Raw genomic sequence first — 18,110 nt, forward strand, 5'->3', positions numbered from 1 at the left:
TTAGTTACCAGTTTGCAGATAATACAAAGGTACGATTTTTAGTTTGGAGTATCCAGTTTATAGGTTAACAAATTCCCTGCCAAAGGCTTTATCTGCCTTCTGCAAACTGTACACTGTCAACTGTACGGCCCGGATACACTTTCAACCCTTCTGCCAAACAAATCATTGCTTTGTTAAGGTCGTCGTTATTTAATACGTAGGCCATGCGTACTTCATTAAAACCAGCGCCTGGTGTGCTATAAAAACCTGTGGCGGGTGCCATCATAACTGTTTGGTTCTCGTAGCTAAAACTTTCCAGCATCCATTGGCAAAACTTGTCGGCATTATCTATCGGGAATTTGGCCACAACGTAAAATGCGCCACCTGGGTTAGGGCAGTAAACGCCGTCAATCTTATTAAGCGCACTTACTAAAGTATTGCGTCGTTTAGTGTATTCTTTATTAACGGTTTCAAAATATTCATCGGGTGTATCAACCGCGGCTTCACCTGCAATCTGCTCAACCATACCTGCAGATAATCTTGCCTGCGCAAATTTTAACCCGGCGGCCAGTACAGCTTTGTTTTTGGTTATCAGGCAGCCTAAACGGGCGCCGCATGCGCTGTAACGCTTACTCACAGTATCCATCACAATCACATTTTCATCCAGCCCAGCCAAATGCATTGGCGATATGAATGTACGCCCATCATAACAAAATTCGCGGTATGCCTCGTCAGAGAATAAGTACAGATCGTATTTTAATACCAATGCTTTTAAGGCATCCAGTTCTTGCTGCGAGTACAGATAACCTGTAGGGTTATTAGGGTTACATATAATTATAGCCTTTGTTTTTGGAGTGATCAGCTTTTCAAACTCGCTGATAGGAGGCAGGGCAAAGCCGTTATCTATGTATGATAATATTGGCTTAACTACAATATCGCTTTGGTTAGCAAAACCATTGTAGTTAGCATAAAAAGGCTCAGGAATAATTACCTCGTCGCCCGGGTCAAGGCAGGCCATCATGCCAATGGTTATGGCTTCAGATCCGCCGGTGGTAACAATAATATTTTCGGGCCCAATATCGTATCCAAGCTTATTATAGTATTCAGTAAGTTTTAAACGATAGCTTAAAGTACCTTCAGATGGGGTATAGGCCCAAACTTTAAAGCTGATATTCTTGATGGCATTCAGCATGCCTTCGGGCGTTTCAATATCTGGCTGGCCAATATTAAGATGGTAAACTTTTTTACCCTCAAGCTTAGCCTTGTCAGCAAATGGTGTTAGTTTACGGATAGGAGATGCAGGCATCCGTTGCCCTTTTTGTGAAATCTTTGGCATATGCAAAATTAGTAAAAAATAACAGCCCCCTCCAAACCTGCCATCGTATAGATAATGTTACTTAAAATATAGGCACAAAAAAGGCATCGGTAAAACCGATGCCTTGAAATTCTTATTTCCTACTTTAAAAGAAGGACGGGGTGAGCGTTTATCTACTGGCTACAGCCGGTTTTGCAACAACCTCGCCTACAATATTTAAGTATTTTGTAGGTGTTTTAGCATTTGATGTTACTACAATGGTTTTATTAAATGCTGATACTACAGCCGCGTTGTAAGTAATTTTGATTGTTCCTTTAGCACCCTTTAAAACAGGGGTTTTGGTATAATCAGCAATGGTACAACCACAGGTAGGTCTTACTTCGGTTAAAATAAGTGGTTCCTGTCCAACGTTAGTAAATTCAAAAACAGTTGTTACCGGTGTTCCTTGTGGTATTTTACCAAAATCGTGCTTTTCTTCATTAAATTTAAATTCAGCTTTTTGGTCATCCTGTGCCGATGCACTAAAAGCAAAACCTAAAATAATGGTGCAAAGTAATATTAGTTTTTTCATGGTTACCTGTTTGATTAATACAAATATAAAAGGTTTAATGTATATTCAAAACTAATGTAAAAACTATATGTTTACATTAACCAATACCGAAAACAAAATAGAATTTTATAATTTTACCGCCTAAACAAAATTTTGTATGCCCGAAACTGTATTACGCAATGGCGACACATCAAATGCTGCCGAACTCAGTTTTGACGATTTCAGGGAAATTGTGATAAATGATTATCGTGTTGGCTTTGAAAGCCGGCAGGCCAGTATTATTGGACGACGCGAAGTACTAACCGGAAAAGCCAAGTTTGGCATTTTTGGAGATGGTAAAGAAGTGGCCCAACTGGCTATGGCCAAAGCATTTCGTAAAGGCGACTGGCGCGCAGGTTACTACCGCGACCAGACTTTTATGTTTGCTACCGGTATGAGCAACTTAAAGGAGTTTTTTGCGCAGCTGTATGCTAATCCTGATATTGAAAAGGATCCGGCATCTGCCGGCAGGCAAATGAATTGCCACTATGCAACGCGTTATGTAAATGCCGACGGTAGTTGGGTAAACCAGGCCGAAACCATGAACTGCGCTGCAGATATCTCTACCACAGGCGGGCATATGCCCCGTTTGTTAGGGCTTGCTTATGCATCAAAATTGTATCGCCAGAATAAAGAGCTGGAATATTTAAAGAATTTTTCGATAAATGGTAATGAGGTTGCATTTGGTACAATAGGCAATGGTTCAACATCCGAAGGATTGTTTTTTGAAGCCTTTAACGCTGCCGGTGTATTACAGGTGCCAATGGCTATTTCTATTTGGGATGATGCTTACGCCATATCAGTACCCGCAAAGCTGCAAACCACAAAAGAAGATATATCTGAAATATTAAAAGGTTTCCAGCGTGATAAGGGAACTAATGGTTATGAAATATTTAAAGTACGCGGATGGGATTATGTTGCCCTTTGCGAAACTTACGAACGTGCTATAAAAATTTGTCGGGATGAACATGTGCCCGTACTGATACATGTTACCGAAATGACCCAACCGCAAGGCCATTCTACATCGGGCTCACATGAGCGTTATAAATCAAAAGACAGACTAACCTGGGAAGATGAGCATGATTGTCTGGTGCAGATGCGTAAATGGATGATCCAATCGGCTATTATTAGCGCCGAAGAGATGGATCTGCTTGAAAGCAACGCGAAAAAATATGTTCGTGAATGCCAGCGTGAGGCCTGGAATGAACTGGAGAACGAAATTAAAGCTGAAATGGCTATAGCTGTTGAGCTGATAAACCAGATGTCGCAGCAATCAGCACACAAAGAAGGCCTTCAATCTATAATTTCATTGCTGCATGCTTGTGTTGATCCCGGAAGGAGGGATACCATTGCTTATGTGCGTAAAGCATTACGCTTAACCATTGGCGAAAATACAGGTGAAAGAGAGGCACTGGTGAATTGGTTGAATGAAGAGAACGTAAAAAATAAAGAGCGTTTTAATTCCAAATTATTTAGTGATACACCGCAATCGCCATTATATGTGCCGGTTGTAGCAGCAGAATATGCTGATGACGCCCGTATTTTGGATGGCCGGGAAGTATTAAACGCCTGCTTTGATGCCAACTTTGAGCGCGATAAAAGCATTGTTGCCTTTGGCGAGGATGTAGGTTCAATTGGCGATGTGAACCAGGGCTTTGCCGGTTTGCAAAATAAATATTCTGATCTGCGGATCACCGATACCGGCATCCGCGAGGCCACTATTGTTGGACAGGGCATGGGCCTTGCTATGCGAGGTTTCAGGCCCATTGCCGAAATTCAATATTTAGATTATCTATTATACTCTATCACTGTTTTAAGTGATGATTTGGCCAGCTTAAGCTACCGTACACGAGGCGGACAAAAAGCACCGCTGATAGTGCGTACCCGTGGCCACCGTTTAGAGGGGATCTGGCATTCTGGTTCACCACTTGGTTTGATCCTGAACTCGATGCGTGGTATTCATGTTTGTGTTCCGCGCGATATGACACAGGCTGCCGGTATGTACAATACCCTGTTACGTGGCGATGAGCCCGCGCTTGTTATTGAATGCCTTAACGGTTATCGTCTAAAAGAAAAATTGCCTGCCAATGTGGGCGAATTTACCGTACCATTAGGCAAAGCCGAAATATTAAGAGAAGGTACCGATGTAACTATTATTACCTATGGCTCAACCCTGCGCATTGTGATGGAAGCAGCTGAAGAGCTGGAGAAAATGGGCATCTATATAGAGGTTATAGACCCACAAACCCTATATCCTTTTGACACGGAGAATATTTGTGGCAGATCTTTACAAAAAACGAATAAGCTTTTAGTGATTGATGAGGATATCCCCGGTGGAGGCTCAGCTTATATTCTGCAAAAGGTAATAGAAGCACAAAATGGATATTATTCATTAGATGCGCAACCAAAAACACTTTGCGCTGCCGAGCACCGGCCACCTTATGGGTCAGACGGCGACTACTTTAGCAAACCATCGTTAGATGATGTGATTGAAACGGTTTACAAAATGATGAACGAGGCAAACCCGGGCAAATATCCGGCGATATATTAGATCATCAGCTTTGACAATTTTTAAAAATTGTCAAAGCTGTTTGTTTAATAAGCAAACGATTAAATTTCAATTAAGCTAAACGCTTATTACATAAGTGTGGACATTTGGATAGGCGATAGCTTCTTACTGCCCGCTTAACTCTTTAACTTGCTTTTCTCCTGCGAACCTGTTAACAAGCATTGCTGCTGCGGTATCGCCGGTTGCGTTTAACAGTGTGGCTACCGGGTCAATTAAGGTGCCGATGATGATGGCCGGGGGCAACGCTTCAGGAGGGAAGCCATAGGCCGATATAAAAAGCAGCTCCCCAACATAGCCACCGTTAGGTATCCCGCCTTCAACAATACTTACCAGAATGGTCATGCCCAGGGCAATGATGATAATCTCGGCGCTGTCAAAGCCTTTGCCGAACATGGCAAAAACCACTGCCATTTTTAGTATGGAAGAGATACTCGAGCCATCCTTATGCAAAGTGCCAAAGAGCGGTATGGTTATCCCGGCAATTACATCAGAGATCCCCATTTTTTTGGCAGCATCAAGGTTGGCGGGGATAGTGGCGATACTGCTGCAGGTACCTACTGCCGTTGCCGATGGTATGATATTATTTTCCCAGTATCTTTTGATGCCTTTAACACCGCCCGCAATAAAGGCATATAAGCTGTAAAATACCGCATAATAAAATAGGCTGACACCATAACCGATGCCTAATATGTGAGCGTAGGTACCAAACAGGGAGGGGCCGAACACGGCTACCTGGTAAGCAAAGTAAGCGCCAAGCCCAATAGGCCCTGCCTTCATAATAATGCCGAACACTTGCTTAAATACTTCGTTACCGGCGTTTAAAAACTGGGTGAAGGCTTTTCCTTTTTCGCCGGCCTTAAGTGCGCCAAAGCCCACCAGTATGGCAAAGATGATCATGGCCAGCATATTCTTACGCGATAACAGGTTGAAAAACTCGCTGGTGGTAAAGAGTTGGGTTATCTCATCGCCCGATAGTTTCTTACCCGCATCCGCAGGCAAAGCGCCAGAGGTAAAAGCACTTTGTCCGACAGGGAACAGCCACAAAGCGAAGATCGTCAGCAAAGCTGCAGCAATGATCGTTACCAAAAAAACTGCCGACATCACGCCCATAATGCGGCTCAACTTTTGCGAACTCTGCATGTTGCCGATAGCCGACGCAATCGCGAAGAATACTAAGGGTATAACAGCAACAAAAAGTAAGTTCAGGAAGATATCGCCTATAGGTTTCAATATCTCGGCACGTTTGCCCAGCAGTATGCCCGCAAGGGTGCCGGCAATAATGCCCGTTATGAGCCATATCATTCCGCTATAATTCTTTATCCAGTTACTCATTTATTTAGCTGATGTGTTATAAAACGATTCACCGGGGAAGTTAATTAATAATATTCATCCCTGGTTAACTAAGCGTGGCCGTAGGTGTAAATTTTGTAAGATTTTCCTTTCCGCCGCATTCATGTAACTTATTTCTCTATTTTTGCGGATGCCTTACACAGGCTATATATTTAATAATTATGGATACTACTTTTTCAGCAATAGCAAACAACATAAAAACCCGTCGTACTATTAAGCCATCAACCATGAATGGTAATAAAATACCAAACGGGCATATCGCTTCTATATTAGAACTGGCAGACTGGGCACCAACACATGGTTTAACCGAGCCTTGGCGTTTTATTGTGTTTGAAACCCCAACCGAATTTTGTGCTCAGCATGCCGAAATTTATAAGCAGGCTAATCCCGGCGAAAGCTTTAATCCAACAACTTATACTAACCTAACTAACCAGGGCAACAATGCATCTCATGTGGTAATAGCCATCATGAAACGTGGCGACCTGCCTAAGATACCGGTATTTGAAGAAGTAATTTCTGCTTCATGCGCGGTGCAAAACCTTTTATTAGGTGCTACAGCTTTAAATATAGGCGCATTCTGGAGTACAGGCGGCATGGCTTTGAAACCTGCATTTGCCGAACATTTTGGTTTAGGGGCTGAGGATCAGGTATTAGGTGTTTTGTATTTAGGCTACACCGACCAGCAGCCCGAAGGCAAAAGGAATACTCCGATAGCGGAAAAGATCACCTGGCAGAAGTAGTTAATTTCTGATAAATTTCTTTCTTAAATAACTGGTTAATATTAACTTTATTGAAAATAATTTTCATTGAAGTGCGTAATTAGACTGGTGTGACAATATATTTGCCTTTTTTGCGTATATTTGTCTTTACAAGATTAACTAATAATATATCATTAGTTAGGTTGTTACCCATTTTAAACTAAAATATTAAACCCAGTATTTATGAGAAAACACTTGTGGTGGATTATTGGCGCTTTATTTTTATTTTCTATTACGGTTATCAGTTGGAGACCGGTAAGCGCAACAAAATCTACAATTACAAAGACATTAACTGCAAAGGAGTTTTTTGCACAATACGTGTCTGATATATACCAAACCGCTAATTTACAGCAAACAGGTTTGGATGTTAATGTATTCCAAAAAGCCGTTACAGGTTATATGAACCTTAAACTGGCTAATAAATTACCCGCTAACAGCAACGTTATTACCGTGGTAGATTTTACAAAATCGAGCCGTGAAAAACGTATGTGGATAATTGATATGATGAATAAAAGCCTGATACTCAATACCTGGGTTGCACACGGGCAGGGTAGTGGTGATGATATGGCTAATCGTTTTTCAAACAACAACGATTCGCACCAAAGCAGTTTGGGTTTTTACCTTACTGATGATGTTTATGTAGGTAAACATGGCCGTTCGTTACGTTTAGATGGCCTGGATAGCGGCATTAACAGCGCTGCGCGTGCACGCTGTATTGTTATTCACGCTGCAGATTATGTATGCCAGAACACTATTAACCAGATAGGCCGTTTAGGCCGTAGTTTTGGTTGCCCTGCAGTGTCGCCGGAGGTATCAAATCAGGTTATTAATACCATTAAGGGCAAAACTGTTTTGTACATTAACGGTAACGACAGTAACTACATGTCGAAGCTTTTAGATGATACAGCGCCTGCCAATTACTTAGCCCTGGGTGCTGATACCCTTCATACGGATAGCACAAGCGTAGCCAAACTGTAAAACAAAAATAAACTATATATAAAGAGCCCGGTGTCAATTCTGATACCGGGCTCTTTTTTTGATCACGAAAAATCACAATTTTTCTCTAATTATTTCTAAAAATCTTTGTTTATTAACTTTTTTCTATGATTAATTACAATGCTGCCAACTGATCATTTGTGGCCAAAAATTTTTGGAGGTGTTGATATAATATAACATCTAATCCGTAAACATCAGGGCGATATTGCAATGTACCTGTACTGTCTGCCCAGCAGGTTATGTAGGTAATATATACCGGCATTTTTTTGGGCACATCTATGGTAGTCGGCTCAGGGTTATCTTCGCTCATAGCCTTGGCAATTTTATCATAAGTAGCACCTTCGCCAAATATTGCTTTGGCTAAAGCCTGCGGGTCGCTTAGGCGTACACAACCATGACTTAAAGCACGCATTTTTTGATTAAACCCGTTTTTTGCAGGGGTATCATGCAGGTAAACACTACTGCGGTTATTAAACAGGAATTTGATCTTTCCTAAAGAGTTATCATCGCCGGGGCGTTGCTTAAATTCATATTTGTCTTTTGATGCGGTAGCCCAATCTATTGTTTCGGGGTCCTCTACCTTTTTGCCGTTTTCGTAAACATCAATATTTTTGTTTGATAGATAATAAGGGTCTTCAGCGGCTTCTACCATAATTTCTTTACTGGCAATACTTTGCGGTATGTTCCAAACCGGGTTTACCTGTACGCTGTGTATCATGCTGTTAAGCTGCGGTGTTTCACGGCTGAAAGGACGGTCTTTTTTGTCGCTTTCATCATATACGGCCAGGGTGTTGGCATTATCCATATTTCTGCCCTCGCCTACCACAACTTTCATGTTGAGGATAGATTTGCCATTTTGCATTACATCTAAACGGTAATCGGGGATATTAACAATAATGTATTCAGGCTCTCCCGGTTTGTTCTTCCACCTTAAACGTTCCATGTTAACCACTATATAACGCATGGTTTCTTCCTTACTTATACCTTTTGCCTGGCCACCGCCAGCCAATGCTCTTTGCAGCATCAGGTATTGCGGGTCTTTAGGCTGAATGCTATCCAGGTACGATTTCATGTTTTTTATATGAAAGATCTTTGACATGCTTGAGCTATCCGGGCGTTTGGTTGCGGTATAGTAACGGGCGTAAATTTTCCGCGGGCTCAAAATTCCGTATTGCAGGGCGTTTGAGTAGTTAATTAACGAATTGGCGGTTAATATTTCCAGTTCGGCTATATCACGGTAAGCTTCATCAAGGTTTTTGATAGCTTTTTTATCCTGGAATTTATCAACGAGGGCCTTAATCTGATCTGCTTTAAACATTTTAGGATCAAGCCCATGCTCATTGGCTTTTTCAAAATAGTTAGCCGTAAGGTCAACATCACCGTTAAAGATGTGGTCCATTACAAAAACCGGGTCATAGTTATTATGCTCGTAAAAAGCGTTGATCAGTTTCGGATTATTTATCCTGGCTTTCTCTTCACTCAGTACTTTTTTAAATACTTCGGCGAGGCCTTCGGGAGTGGCATCTTTAAAGACCTTATTTTGTGTTTTTAGGTAAAGTTGTTTACCCAGGTCCGACCGCTTTTTTTTACAGCTTTGGATAGTAAGTGTAAGCACGCAAAAAAGGAAAAAGAGCACCGGCAATGCAACTTGTTTAATATGGGGACGTGTCATTTATAATATCAGTTTAAACGATAATAGCAATAGCTATACCACAAACCCAAAATGGAAAGTAATTACCTTATTCTGATACGGTTGAGGTACCAGATCGGTTATATTTGATTATGGCTAAAAGTACCCTGCCCGAAGTATGGCTTCGTGGCCCTTTAAAAGGCACACCCGCTTTGTTACAACCAGTTGCGCATGCTTTATTGCAGGCCCGGGAGGAATTGGATGAATTAATGAATGGTTTCCCGGATGAATTACTATGGGAAAAAGTTGCCGGAATGGCATCGCCGGGCTTTCATTTGCAGCATTTAACCGGCGTTTTAGACAGGCTTTATACTTATGCCCGTGCAGAGCCTTTAACCAAAGAACAGTTAAATTATTTGACTGCAGAAGGCAAACCGACCAATAAAACATACACTACAATTGAATTAGTAAGTAATTTTAATAATCAGGTTGATAATGCAATAACGCAACTGCGTGGTACCGAAGAGGGGGTATTAACTGATTTTAGAGGGGTAGGCCGTGCGCAATTACCCTCAACCGTATTGGGCCTGTATGTGCATAGCGCAGAGCATACCATGCGGCATTTGGGGCAGTTGATTGTAACGGTGAAGGTATTGAGGAATAAATAAAATATGTGAACTGCTGTAAGGGTTTAGTAATTCGGTTACCTGCGTTGAGAGACGAAAAATATTACGTTTTTACCCGACTTACTTCTGTATTATCCTAATTGCCGTTTTAAGTGTTACACTGTTTTATACGCCATTTTCATAACCATGCATCGCCTTATACTCACGCTGCATTGCCCTTGCTGTTTGCGTGCTGCCATCGTGGCTCCAGCCGGGTGGCTTAATAAAGTACTTAATTTTATTGCTGATGCCGGGCGCGTGCTTAACATCATGCAGCAGGGCTTTCCACTCATGGAAGAGGATATTTACAGGGCCTGTATCTTCTGGTTGGTGAGTAAGGCCGTATTTTACAGGCTCGGCAGGGTCTTCTTCATAAAAGGTGCCAAACATCCTGTCCCAAAGTATCAATACCATGCCCATGTTTTTATCCAGATAGGGGATGTTTGATGCATGGTGCACCCTGTGGTGAGATGGCGTAACAAATATAAGCGCGTACCATTTTGGAAGCGGTATTTGATATTGTGTGTGTACAAGGTTGCCGTACAATTGGGTTACCAGGTAAGCATATAAAACATCAAGCGGAGTAAAGCCCATTAAGGTTAAGGGCAGGTAAAAGAAGGTGCGGTATAAAGGCTCAAATACAGTGGAGCGGAAACCTGTAGTAAAGTTAAAATGCTCTGATGAATGGTGCGTTACATGCATGGCCCAAAACATGCGGCAATAATGCCCGGTGTAGTGCAGCACCCAGTACAAAAAATCTTGCGTAACAACCAGCACAAACCAGTAAACAACCACATTACTAATATGGAATAACCGGTACTGATAGGCAAAACTTAAGATGAAAAACGCGCTGCCGTTAACAGCCAGGTTAAGGAAAAAGGCAAGCGTGGTTAAATAGATATTGGTAAGGGTATCGCGCTTTTCATAATAGTGGCGGTTTTCGCGGTAGCTTAACCACATCTCTACCAGGGTAAGCAGTACTAACAAACCTACCAGTACTACTACAGCTTCGTTACGTACATCTAACCGGGGCATTTTTTTACAATGTTGCGTAATATCTTAAACTATCACAAAGTTCGTCCTCCGTGCAGATATTATCAATACTGTATTGCCCAATGTGTGTCAATAAGGTACAGTTGATCAGGCCGTTTTGATTTTTTTTGTCTTTCTGCATTAGTCCGTATAATACCTTATGACAACTATCCTCTATTAAATGTTTTGGATATAAACTACTTAGCACACTGGTTATTTCTGCAAGCTCTGCATCAGGTAAACCAATTTTTTTATTTGATAACCAGGCCTCACAGATCATACCTATGGCTATAGCCTCGCCATGGCTCAGGTGGTCGTCATCATTCAATAAAGAATAGGTTTCAACTGCATGGCCAACGGTATGGCCAAAGTTTAATGATTTGCGGATGCCTTTTTCATTCGGGTCCTCAATAACTACCTCATTTTTTATTTCTACAGAACGATGTACCAGCTCGGGAGCAGGAACGGTAAGGTCACTTGTTTTTAGCTTGTTCCAATATGCGGCATCACATATCAGGCCGTGTTTAAGCATCTCTGCCAGGCCAGACAAGATTTGCCTTGAAGGAAGTGTTTTCAGGAATTCATCAACCATAAACACAGCTTTAGGCTGCGTAAAAGTGCCGATAATATTTTTTATACCATCAACATCAACTCCGGTTTTACCGCCAACAGATGCATCCACCTGTGATAACAGGGTAGTAGGCATGTGCACAAAATCAATCCCTCTTTTATAAGTTGAGGCCACAAAACCGCCCATATCTGTAATAACACCTCCACCTAAATTTATCATCAGGCAGCTGCGGTCGGCACCAAAGTCAATCAGCATTTTCCATATGCCGATACAAAAATCAATGGTTTTGCTTTCTTCACCGGCGTTTACTTCAATAATGTCGAAATTATCCAGCACATCTAACTGTGCCTTTACCAATGGCAGGCAATGCTCGCCTGTATTCTCATCCGTTAAAATAAAAACCCTTGAGTAATTTCCTTTTTTAACAAAATTAACCAGTTCGGTAATGCTGTTGTCAAAATATATGGGGTAATTATTGCTCTGTATCGTATCCATATTATATTACTTTGATCTGCTGACCCCTGAATTCAACAACATCGCCTTGTTTTACTTTCAGGCGTTTGCGGTAATCTACCTGGCCATTATATATTACTTCGCCGTGTTCAACTACTATTTGCGCTTCGCCACCGGTTTGTACCAAACCAGCCGCTTTAAGCAGTTGTATCATTGGTATATAGTCGCCTGTTACCTTAAATTCAATCATGGGTGGCAAAAATAAACTATTCATGGAATTAATGAGTTATCATTTTATAATTTTGCACGCTTCACAGAGTTAATAGTTCATGGCACATGATTATAGCATTTTATAAGTAATACATTTCTGCTGTTAACCATCAACTTGAACTATGAACGAAAATATACACATGAGTCAACAAGATAAATTATCATTCGAAAATACCGAGATCGCTTTCCGCCATTCTACTAACACTGATCTTAACCGGGCCTATTGGCTGTTCAGGGTTATTAATGTAAACTTTTTAGTAAAGATTGGTCCGCCGATAACCAATTTTGCCATAAAAATAGGCGTGCCCATTAAAGGGCTTATAAAAGCTACCATATTTAAACACTTTTGCGGCGGCGAAACCATTGCCGAATGCAACCAGACCATCAGAAACCTGGCAGATGGAGGTGTGGGCACAATATTAGATTATTCTATTGAGGGAGAGGATGACGAAACTGTTTTTGATAACACCCGCAACGAGATCATCCGCACTATTGAACGTGCATCGCAGGGTAAAGCCATCCCGCTTACTGTTTTTAAAGTGACCGGGGTTGGCCGCTTTTCATTATTAGAAAAACTGGATGAGGGATTGAAATTAAATGTGGATGAGCAAATGGAATGGCAACGGGTACAGGACAGGGTGTTAGCTATTTGCGAAATGGCACATTCTGAAGGTGTACCGGTGATGATTGACGCCGAGGAAAGCTGGATCCAAAAAACCATTGACAACCTTGCCTTAAACATGATGCGTTTTTTTAATAAAGAAAAAGCCATAGTTTATAATACTTACCAGCTATACCGCCATGATAAGCTGGCATCTTTAATAACAGATTACAGCATAGCCGAGGATGAGCAGTTTTTGTTAGGTGCTAAAATTGTACGCGGCGCCTACATGGAAAAAGAACGTAAACGTGCCGAAGAAAGGGCCTACCCATCGCCTATACAGCCGGATAAGGCAGCAACAGACCGCGACTATAACGACGCCCTTGTTTTTTGTGCCGACCATGTAGACCAGATAGCCTTTGTTGCCGGTACGCATAACGAAGATAGCTGCCGTTTACTGGCCGACTTATTGGATAAGAAAAATATTAACCACAAAAACCCGCATGTGTATTTTTCGCAATTGCTGGGAATGAGCGATAACCTGAGCTTTAACCTGGCCAATGCTAAGTACAATGTGGCCAAATATGTGCCTTACGGGCCAATAAAAGCGGTATTGCCATACCTGTTTAGGCGCGCGCAGGAAAACACAGCCATTGCCGGGCAAATGAGCCGTGAGCTGAGCCTTATAGTAAAAGAAAAGAAGCGAAGGGCAAATTAATAAGTTATTACATCAGTATCTACAGGTATGTAGCCGAGTTGCCTGCTCATGCTTACCACCTGCCCTTTATGATGAAATTCATGCGTGGTTACATGGGTGAAAACTTGTAGCGGGGTAGTGGTTACCATATCGCCTTTCCGGGGAAGGGTAACGGGTACATCCAGCACAGCGCTAAAAAGGTGTAAAAAATCATTTACTAATATATTCACCTGCTCAAAGGCTTGTTTTACAGCATAAAGGTCATGTTGATCTTTATTCCTGAAAAATGGGCGTTGATCCTGCATGGCGTAATGTGCCAGCCAAAAAACATAGCAATTGGCCACATGCATCATTTGGGTGATCATGCTCTCATTATTAAATGATGCTAATGGCGTTAAAAGCTTATCTGTGCTAATCCTTTCGCAGTAATTAAACAGCGCTTCGCGCGACCCAAGTATAAATTGGTATTGATGTAGTAATGTGTTATCCATTTGAAACGACAGCAAAAATTAATCCACTATTTTTTCAAGATCTTTATAAATTAAGGTTGGTCCGGTTGTTGAATTATCAATTTCGAGTTTTAAATTTCTGAGCTCAGCGCCGCCATAGCCCTTGCCCCAGGTGCGTTTTAGCCCCTCCAGCTTGGCCCAGTTGTTAACTAAAACAAATCCCCGCGCTTGCATATCTTTTGCACTGATGCTGATATCCAGGTAATCCCTGCCCTCTATCTTTACCAATTGATTAAAGATGAAGGTCATATCCCGGGCGTTTTTACCGGTTACCTGCCTGGCTAACTCTTGCTTATATTGTTTTGAGGATGGGTCAAAACCGGCGAAGATCTTATTCTTATTTGACGGTTTTACACAAGATGTGCTTATTAAAGCAAACAGTAATACAATTAAAATACTTGCGCGATTCATAAACCTGTGATTTTTTGGTTGGTATTTAAATGTAAGATACATTTATTTTTTTACTAAACCAGATGTTCCCTTTCGGCAAATGCGGCAATGGTATCGGGCGCGGTCATTAAGAAGGTTTGTATGCCCAGGGTTTTGGCCGCCTCCAAATGCTGCGGACTATCGTCAATAAACAAGGTTTCCTCGGGTTTAAGATCGTTCTCTTTTAATACCTTTTCAAAAAAATCAATTTCCGGCTTGCGTTTGCCAACCAGGTGAGAGTAATAGGTGCGCTCAAAAAGGTGTTCATTATCATCAAAACCGAAATCGGTTTTTAAGTAATTCATGATGTAGGTATAATGGATAGCGTTAATATTGCTCAGCAAAAAAGTGCGGTATTTGGCCTTGAACTTCAATAACAACTCGTGATTGCCGGGGGCAATACCTAACAGTAAACTATTCCAGGCGTCGGTTATTTGCTGGTCGGTTACGGCGGGGTTGCCTATCTTTTCCTTTACGTAAGCCCTAAACTCATGTTCGGTTACCTCTCCACGGTCAAACTTGTCAAAAATTTGGTCCTGTTGGCGATGACCGAAGAAATCTTCGGTATCAGCAATGCCCAATTGCTTAAAAGCCTCTTGCGCTTTGCGGAAATCGATACTAAATATTACGTTACCGTAATCGAATATGACGTTTTTAATGTTTTGCATTGGATAATTATATATGGCAAATATGTAAAAATGCCGGCACAGATAATTTCCTTTAAGCAGATAAAAAATAAAGCAGCTATAAAACAGGCTGTTATGCGCTTGTTTTAAAAAATGAAATCATTTTTGTAATTCCGGCTTCAATTTTACATATTTGCAATCTCGAAAATAGTAAATATTTTCAGCGCCTATAGCTCAGTTGGTTAGAGTAGAAGACTCATAATCTTTTGGTCCCTGGTTCGAGCCCAGGTGGGCGCACAAAGTAGACAATCTCTACACCTAAAAAACCCCTTAAATCGCTGATTTAGGGGGTTTTTTCATAAATTATACCTTGAATAACCCTTCCTAAAGCCAAAGTTCTCGTTACCTATCCGACTACCTGTTTTTTGTTTTTAACTTAGGTAACACAAATCGCTTCAATGAACTGAAATACAGATTATTACAACGTTAAAAGTTGATTCTTTATAGCCAATTTTTATTGTGTTTTTGTTACCTGTTGTGTTACCTAAAAACGGGATGAAGTATGAAACATTTAAACTTAACAATTAAGTTTTATGCAAACATCACAGTCATTTGGTATTCATTTTACAACCCGTCCGGACAAAGCGAAAGACGGAAAAGAACCTATCTATGCCTGCGTGACCGTAAACCGTCAACGTGTTTACATTGCTTTAAACCTAAAGATCATCAGCAGCCATTAAATAATAACGGGGGGATGAAACATATCATCCGGCTTAAAAAAATGGTAAATCTTGCACTGAATCTACAATGGATCACCAACGACCCTTTTGCAACTTACAAGTTGAAGATTCTGAAAGTTAATCGCGAGCAGTTATCTGAAAAGGAATTGGCGGCTGAAATTTAAAACAACTTGTCCATTCCTGACATCAGCCTCTTTTGTCTGAGATCTTCCGGTTACAACGAAAGTGAATAGAAGTATGAAAAAAATAAAAGAGAGTTTCATCGTCGATAAACCAATTTATAACCCGGCTCTTACCGAATGTACGGATATATGTGCTTATTTAATAAATTGAATAATAAAGCCGCCTTTAGGAGCCAGTGTATATGGCCAACTGGAACCGATAGGGGCTGTTTGTACGTTAAATTCCATTAACTGATCTTTTCCTTCTGATATGAGTCTGAACTTAGAAAAGCCTTTGCCTAATTTTTTAAGATCAAGGCTAACGGGCAGCTTATTATTGGTGCCATTTATACCCACAATATAATGAAGTGCGCCTTTTTGCCTGGAAAGTACTATCGACTTCCCTGGCTCAGCTATAATATATTCAGTTTTATCCCAGGTGGCAGGCATCTCTTTCAGCAAATTCTTAACCTGAGCAGGAAGCGAATCAAATACTTCTTTTGAATCTGCAAAATGAATAATGCCGGATGTGTAGATCATAGCCATAGCAAGCTCATGCACTGCTGTATTTACGCGCGGGAACTTCCTCATGGTTAATGCAAAAGGTGTATAGTCGGCAGGGCCTGCCACATTCCTGGTAAAAGGCAACACCGTGTTTTGTTCTGCAGCTTTATCGGGAAATCTCGGCTCATAAAAATAGCTCTCTGTTCCCAATATGGCTTCGGCTGTCATATAATTTGGCCAGGTACGGTGCCAGCCCCTCGGAACGGTAGTGCCGTGAAGGTTTACCAATAAATGCTCTTTAGCAGCATCTTCAAAAACCGATTGTATAGCTGCTAATACTTCCTGCCTGTCTGAGCACCAAAAATCTATTTTAACCCCTTTAACCCCCATTTCGGCCAGCTGCCTGAATCGTGCTTTCCTTGTTTCGGGATCAAAATATTCTGATGAATAACCCCAAACCAATGGTTGTACCCCTTTAGCTATGGCATGGTCAATGATCTTGCCTTCCCTGTTGGCTTTTTCCCAGCCGGCATCAAACAACGTATATTTAAAACCAAATGCGGCCGAAAGATCTGTAAACTCATCATAAATTTTGGGCGAATGATCGTCCGGGTGCGACCACCATGACCATGCAGCTTTACCAGACTCTATCCACGAAGCGTCTTCAATTTTTGAAGCAGGCGCCAGATCGGTGATCAAGGTTGATAGTAATATATCTCCGGCCGCATCGCCTATAATAATAGTCCGCCATGGCATAACCCATGGCAGGGTTGACTCGGGATAAGCATGTTCTTTATCGGCTAATGGAAGAGTATATTTCTCGTCTTTTTCGGCAAATGCAATTTGATAGATGCCACCTTTAGAATCCGGCTTTAAATGACAGCCGGGGTATGAACCATCTGTTCCAGACTCGGCGATCAGCACCCAGCTTTTGTTATCATTTACGTTGAAAAGAGCAGGCATACACCAACCCACAGAAGGATTACGTGAGCCAACGATAGGGTCGCCCGAATTTACATTGACGTAAAAATCTTCGTACCCCGGTTCATACTTGCCCGCCTTATTGTACGGCTCCAGCCAGCCTTTTGCATTTTGCGCTATATGAAAACCTGTAAGTTCATCTTTTATCACGCGCATTTTCTTGTCGCCATCCAGAAACCGGTAACGAAAGGCCACGCCTTCTTTTCCGGCAACCAGGTCAAGTATCATCAATGCCCCCTGTGCATTTTTAAAAGTTATACTCTTGTGTATTAAAACATGGTCTACACTTTTATTATTGGCTACCTTTAACTCATATTGTTCCCTTTTTTTCTGAACGGGCGAAATTTTAACAACTGATAATCCGGATGTGAAATCCTGATCATCGCAGTTCAGGCCAAGAGGGGAGTTGGCAATTATTGTTTTATTTCTCCGGGTTACGTTATAAGATAGTTTCCCATCGCCGGTTAACGATAAGGTAATTTTATTCAGTTGATCTTCGGATTGCACGTAGAGTGCTTTTGTTTGGGCAAGGCAATTCGCGGTTAAAAAAAATACTTCAAGCGCTATAAAGCTTAAAGCGTAATAAACAGATCTTTTTTTCATTGGTTGATTATAAATACGGGACATCATTATTCAGGATGTGCCTGGTCTGGTACAACGGCTTAATTTAAAATAACTATTATTA

Annotated in this window: 18 protein-coding genes and 1 tRNA gene; 8 read left to right on the forward strand and 11 right to left on the reverse strand. The window is 41.4% G+C overall.

From position 1 onward, the window contains the following. Nucleotides 1-88: 88 nt before the first annotated feature. Entirely contained in the window at nucleotides 89-1,315 is a 1,227-nt protein-coding gene (locus tag WC743_RS00615) for a pyridoxal phosphate-dependent aminotransferase (protein ID WP_373009776.1), read from the reverse strand. Nucleotides 1,316-1,463: 148 nt separating this feature from the next. Then, a complete protein-coding gene (locus WC743_RS00620; protein ID WP_373009777.1) occupies nucleotides 1,464-1,865 on the reverse strand; it encodes a DUF1573 domain-containing protein in 402 nt (133 codons plus the stop codon). Nucleotides 1,866-2,001: 136 nt separating this feature from the next. On the opposite strand from WC743_RS00620, the gene WC743_RS00625 reads away from it, so the two are divergent. Continuing rightward, on the forward strand, nucleotides 2,002-4,434 hold the full coding sequence (locus tag WC743_RS00625) for a thiamine pyrophosphate-dependent enzyme (RefSeq protein ID WP_373009778.1): 2,433 nt from the start codon (nucleotides 2,002-2,004) through the stop codon (nucleotides 4,432-4,434). 123 nt (nucleotides 4,435-4,557) lie between these two features. Here WC743_RS00625 and WC743_RS00630 read toward each other — a convergent pair whose 3' ends face one another. Further along, the gene (locus tag WC743_RS00630; protein ID WP_373009779.1) at nucleotides 4,558-5,784 is read right to left on the reverse strand and encodes a dicarboxylate/amino acid:cation symporter; all 1,227 of its coding nucleotides are present in this window, start codon (nucleotides 5,782-5,784) and stop codon (nucleotides 4,558-4,560) included. A 179-nt stretch (nucleotides 5,785-5,963) separates the two neighbouring features. On the opposite strand from WC743_RS00630, the gene WC743_RS00635 reads away from it, so the two are divergent. Together WC743_RS00635 and WC743_RS00640 are read left to right on the forward strand one after the other, a co-directional pair. Further along, nucleotides 5,964-6,542 (forward strand): nitroreductase, encoded by a 579-nt coding sequence (locus tag WC743_RS00635; RefSeq protein ID WP_373009780.1) that lies wholly within the window; start codon nucleotides 5,964-5,966, stop codon nucleotides 6,540-6,542. Between the two features lie 201 nt (nucleotides 6,543-6,743). Then, nucleotides 6,744-7,538 (forward strand): murein L,D-transpeptidase catalytic domain family protein, encoded by a 795-nt coding sequence (locus WC743_RS00640; protein WP_373009781.1) that lies wholly within the window; start codon nucleotides 6,744-6,746, stop codon nucleotides 7,536-7,538. Between the two features lie 133 nt (nucleotides 7,539-7,671). On the opposite strand, the gene WC743_RS00645 is transcribed toward WC743_RS00640, so the two are convergent. Further along, the gene (locus WC743_RS00645) at nucleotides 7,672-9,228 is read right to left on the reverse strand and encodes a L,D-transpeptidase family protein (protein ID WP_373009782.1); all 1,557 of its coding nucleotides are present in this window, start codon (nucleotides 9,226-9,228) and stop codon (nucleotides 7,672-7,674) included. Between the two features lie 110 nt (nucleotides 9,229-9,338). Here WC743_RS00645 and WC743_RS00650 point away from each other — a divergent pair, with 110 nt between their 5' ends. Next, the gene (locus WC743_RS00650; RefSeq protein ID WP_373009783.1) at nucleotides 9,339-9,854 is read left to right on the forward strand and encodes a DinB family protein; all 516 of its coding nucleotides are present in this window, start codon (nucleotides 9,339-9,341) and stop codon (nucleotides 9,852-9,854) included. A 123-nt stretch (nucleotides 9,855-9,977) separates the two neighbouring features. On the opposite strand, the gene WC743_RS00655 is transcribed toward WC743_RS00650, so the two are convergent. The 3 genes from WC743_RS00655 to WC743_RS00665 are packed head-to-tail and all read right to left on the reverse strand — an operon-like array spanning nucleotide 9,978 to nucleotide 12,157. Beyond that, the gene (locus WC743_RS00655; protein ID WP_373009784.1) at nucleotides 9,978-10,886 is read right to left on the reverse strand and encodes a sterol desaturase family protein; all 909 of its coding nucleotides are present in this window, start codon (nucleotides 10,884-10,886) and stop codon (nucleotides 9,978-9,980) included. A gap of 4 nt (nucleotides 10,887-10,890) precedes the next feature. Next, nucleotides 10,891-11,949: a 3-dehydroquinate synthase gene (gene aroB, locus WC743_RS00660; RefSeq protein ID WP_373009785.1), complete on the reverse strand. Its 1,059-nt coding sequence runs from the start codon at nucleotides 11,947-11,949 to the stop codon at nucleotides 10,891-10,893. Between the two features lies 1 nt (nucleotide 11,950). Beyond that, nucleotides 11,951-12,157 (reverse strand): RNA-binding S4 domain-containing protein, encoded by a 207-nt coding sequence (locus WC743_RS00665; RefSeq protein WP_373010270.1) that lies wholly within the window; start codon nucleotides 12,155-12,157, stop codon nucleotides 11,951-11,953. A 142-nt stretch (nucleotides 12,158-12,299) separates the two neighbouring features. On the opposite strand from WC743_RS00665, the gene WC743_RS00670 reads away from it, so the two are divergent. Then, nucleotides 12,300-13,496, forward strand: a complete 1,197-nt coding sequence (locus WC743_RS00670) for a proline dehydrogenase family protein (RefSeq protein ID WP_373009786.1) — start codon at nucleotides 12,300-12,302, stop codon at nucleotides 13,494-13,496. Here the strand turns inward: WC743_RS00670 and WC743_RS00675 are convergent. Genes WC743_RS00675 through WC743_RS00685 form a run of 3 tightly spaced genes read right to left on the reverse strand, consistent with a single transcriptional unit; the run spans nucleotide 13,493 to nucleotide 15,081 of the window. Continuing rightward, nucleotides 13,493-13,966 (reverse strand): DinB family protein, encoded by a 474-nt coding sequence (locus WC743_RS00675; protein WP_373009787.1) that lies wholly within the window; start codon nucleotides 13,964-13,966, stop codon nucleotides 13,493-13,495. The two genes, WC743_RS00670 and WC743_RS00675, sit on opposite strands and share 4 nt — an antisense overlap. An 18-nt stretch (nucleotides 13,967-13,984) precedes the next feature. Next, nucleotides 13,985-14,395, reverse strand: coding sequence for a hypothetical protein (locus WC743_RS00680; protein ID WP_373009788.1), 411 nt, complete (start codon nucleotides 14,393-14,395; stop codon nucleotides 13,985-13,987). Nucleotides 14,396-14,448: 53 nt separating this feature from the next. Next, nucleotides 14,449-15,081, reverse strand: coding sequence for an HAD family hydrolase (locus WC743_RS00685; RefSeq protein WP_373009789.1), 633 nt, complete (start codon nucleotides 15,079-15,081; stop codon nucleotides 14,449-14,451). 181 nt (nucleotides 15,082-15,262) lie between these two features. Here WC743_RS00685 and WC743_RS00690 point away from each other — a divergent pair. From WC743_RS00690 to WC743_RS00700, 3 genes are all read left to right on the forward strand, one after another. Next, nucleotides 15,263-15,336, forward strand: a tRNA-Ile gene (locus WC743_RS00690). 296 nt (nucleotides 15,337-15,632) lie between these two features. Then, nucleotides 15,633-15,779 (forward strand): Arm DNA-binding domain-containing protein, encoded by a 147-nt coding sequence (locus tag WC743_RS00695; RefSeq protein ID WP_373009790.1) that lies wholly within the window; start codon nucleotides 15,633-15,635, stop codon nucleotides 15,777-15,779. After that, nucleotides 15,713-15,943, forward strand: coding sequence for a phage integrase SAM-like domain-containing protein (locus tag WC743_RS00700; protein WP_373010271.1), 231 nt, complete (start codon nucleotides 15,713-15,715; stop codon nucleotides 15,941-15,943). Before WC743_RS00695 ends, WC743_RS00700 begins: the two co-directional genes overlap by 67 nt. A gap of 153 nt (nucleotides 15,944-16,096) precedes the next feature. Here WC743_RS00700 and WC743_RS00705 read toward each other — a convergent pair whose 3' ends face one another. Beyond that, nucleotides 16,097-18,028, reverse strand: a complete 1,932-nt coding sequence (locus WC743_RS00705; RefSeq protein WP_373009791.1) for a glycoside hydrolase family 97 catalytic domain-containing protein — start codon at nucleotides 18,026-18,028, stop codon at nucleotides 16,097-16,099. Between the last annotated feature and the right edge of the window lie 82 nt (nucleotides 18,029-18,110).

The sequence above is a fragment of the Mucilaginibacter sp. genome (genome assembly GCF_041660805.1).
Taxonomy (GTDB): domain Bacteria; phylum Bacteroidota; class Bacteroidia; order Sphingobacteriales; family Sphingobacteriaceae; genus Mucilaginibacter.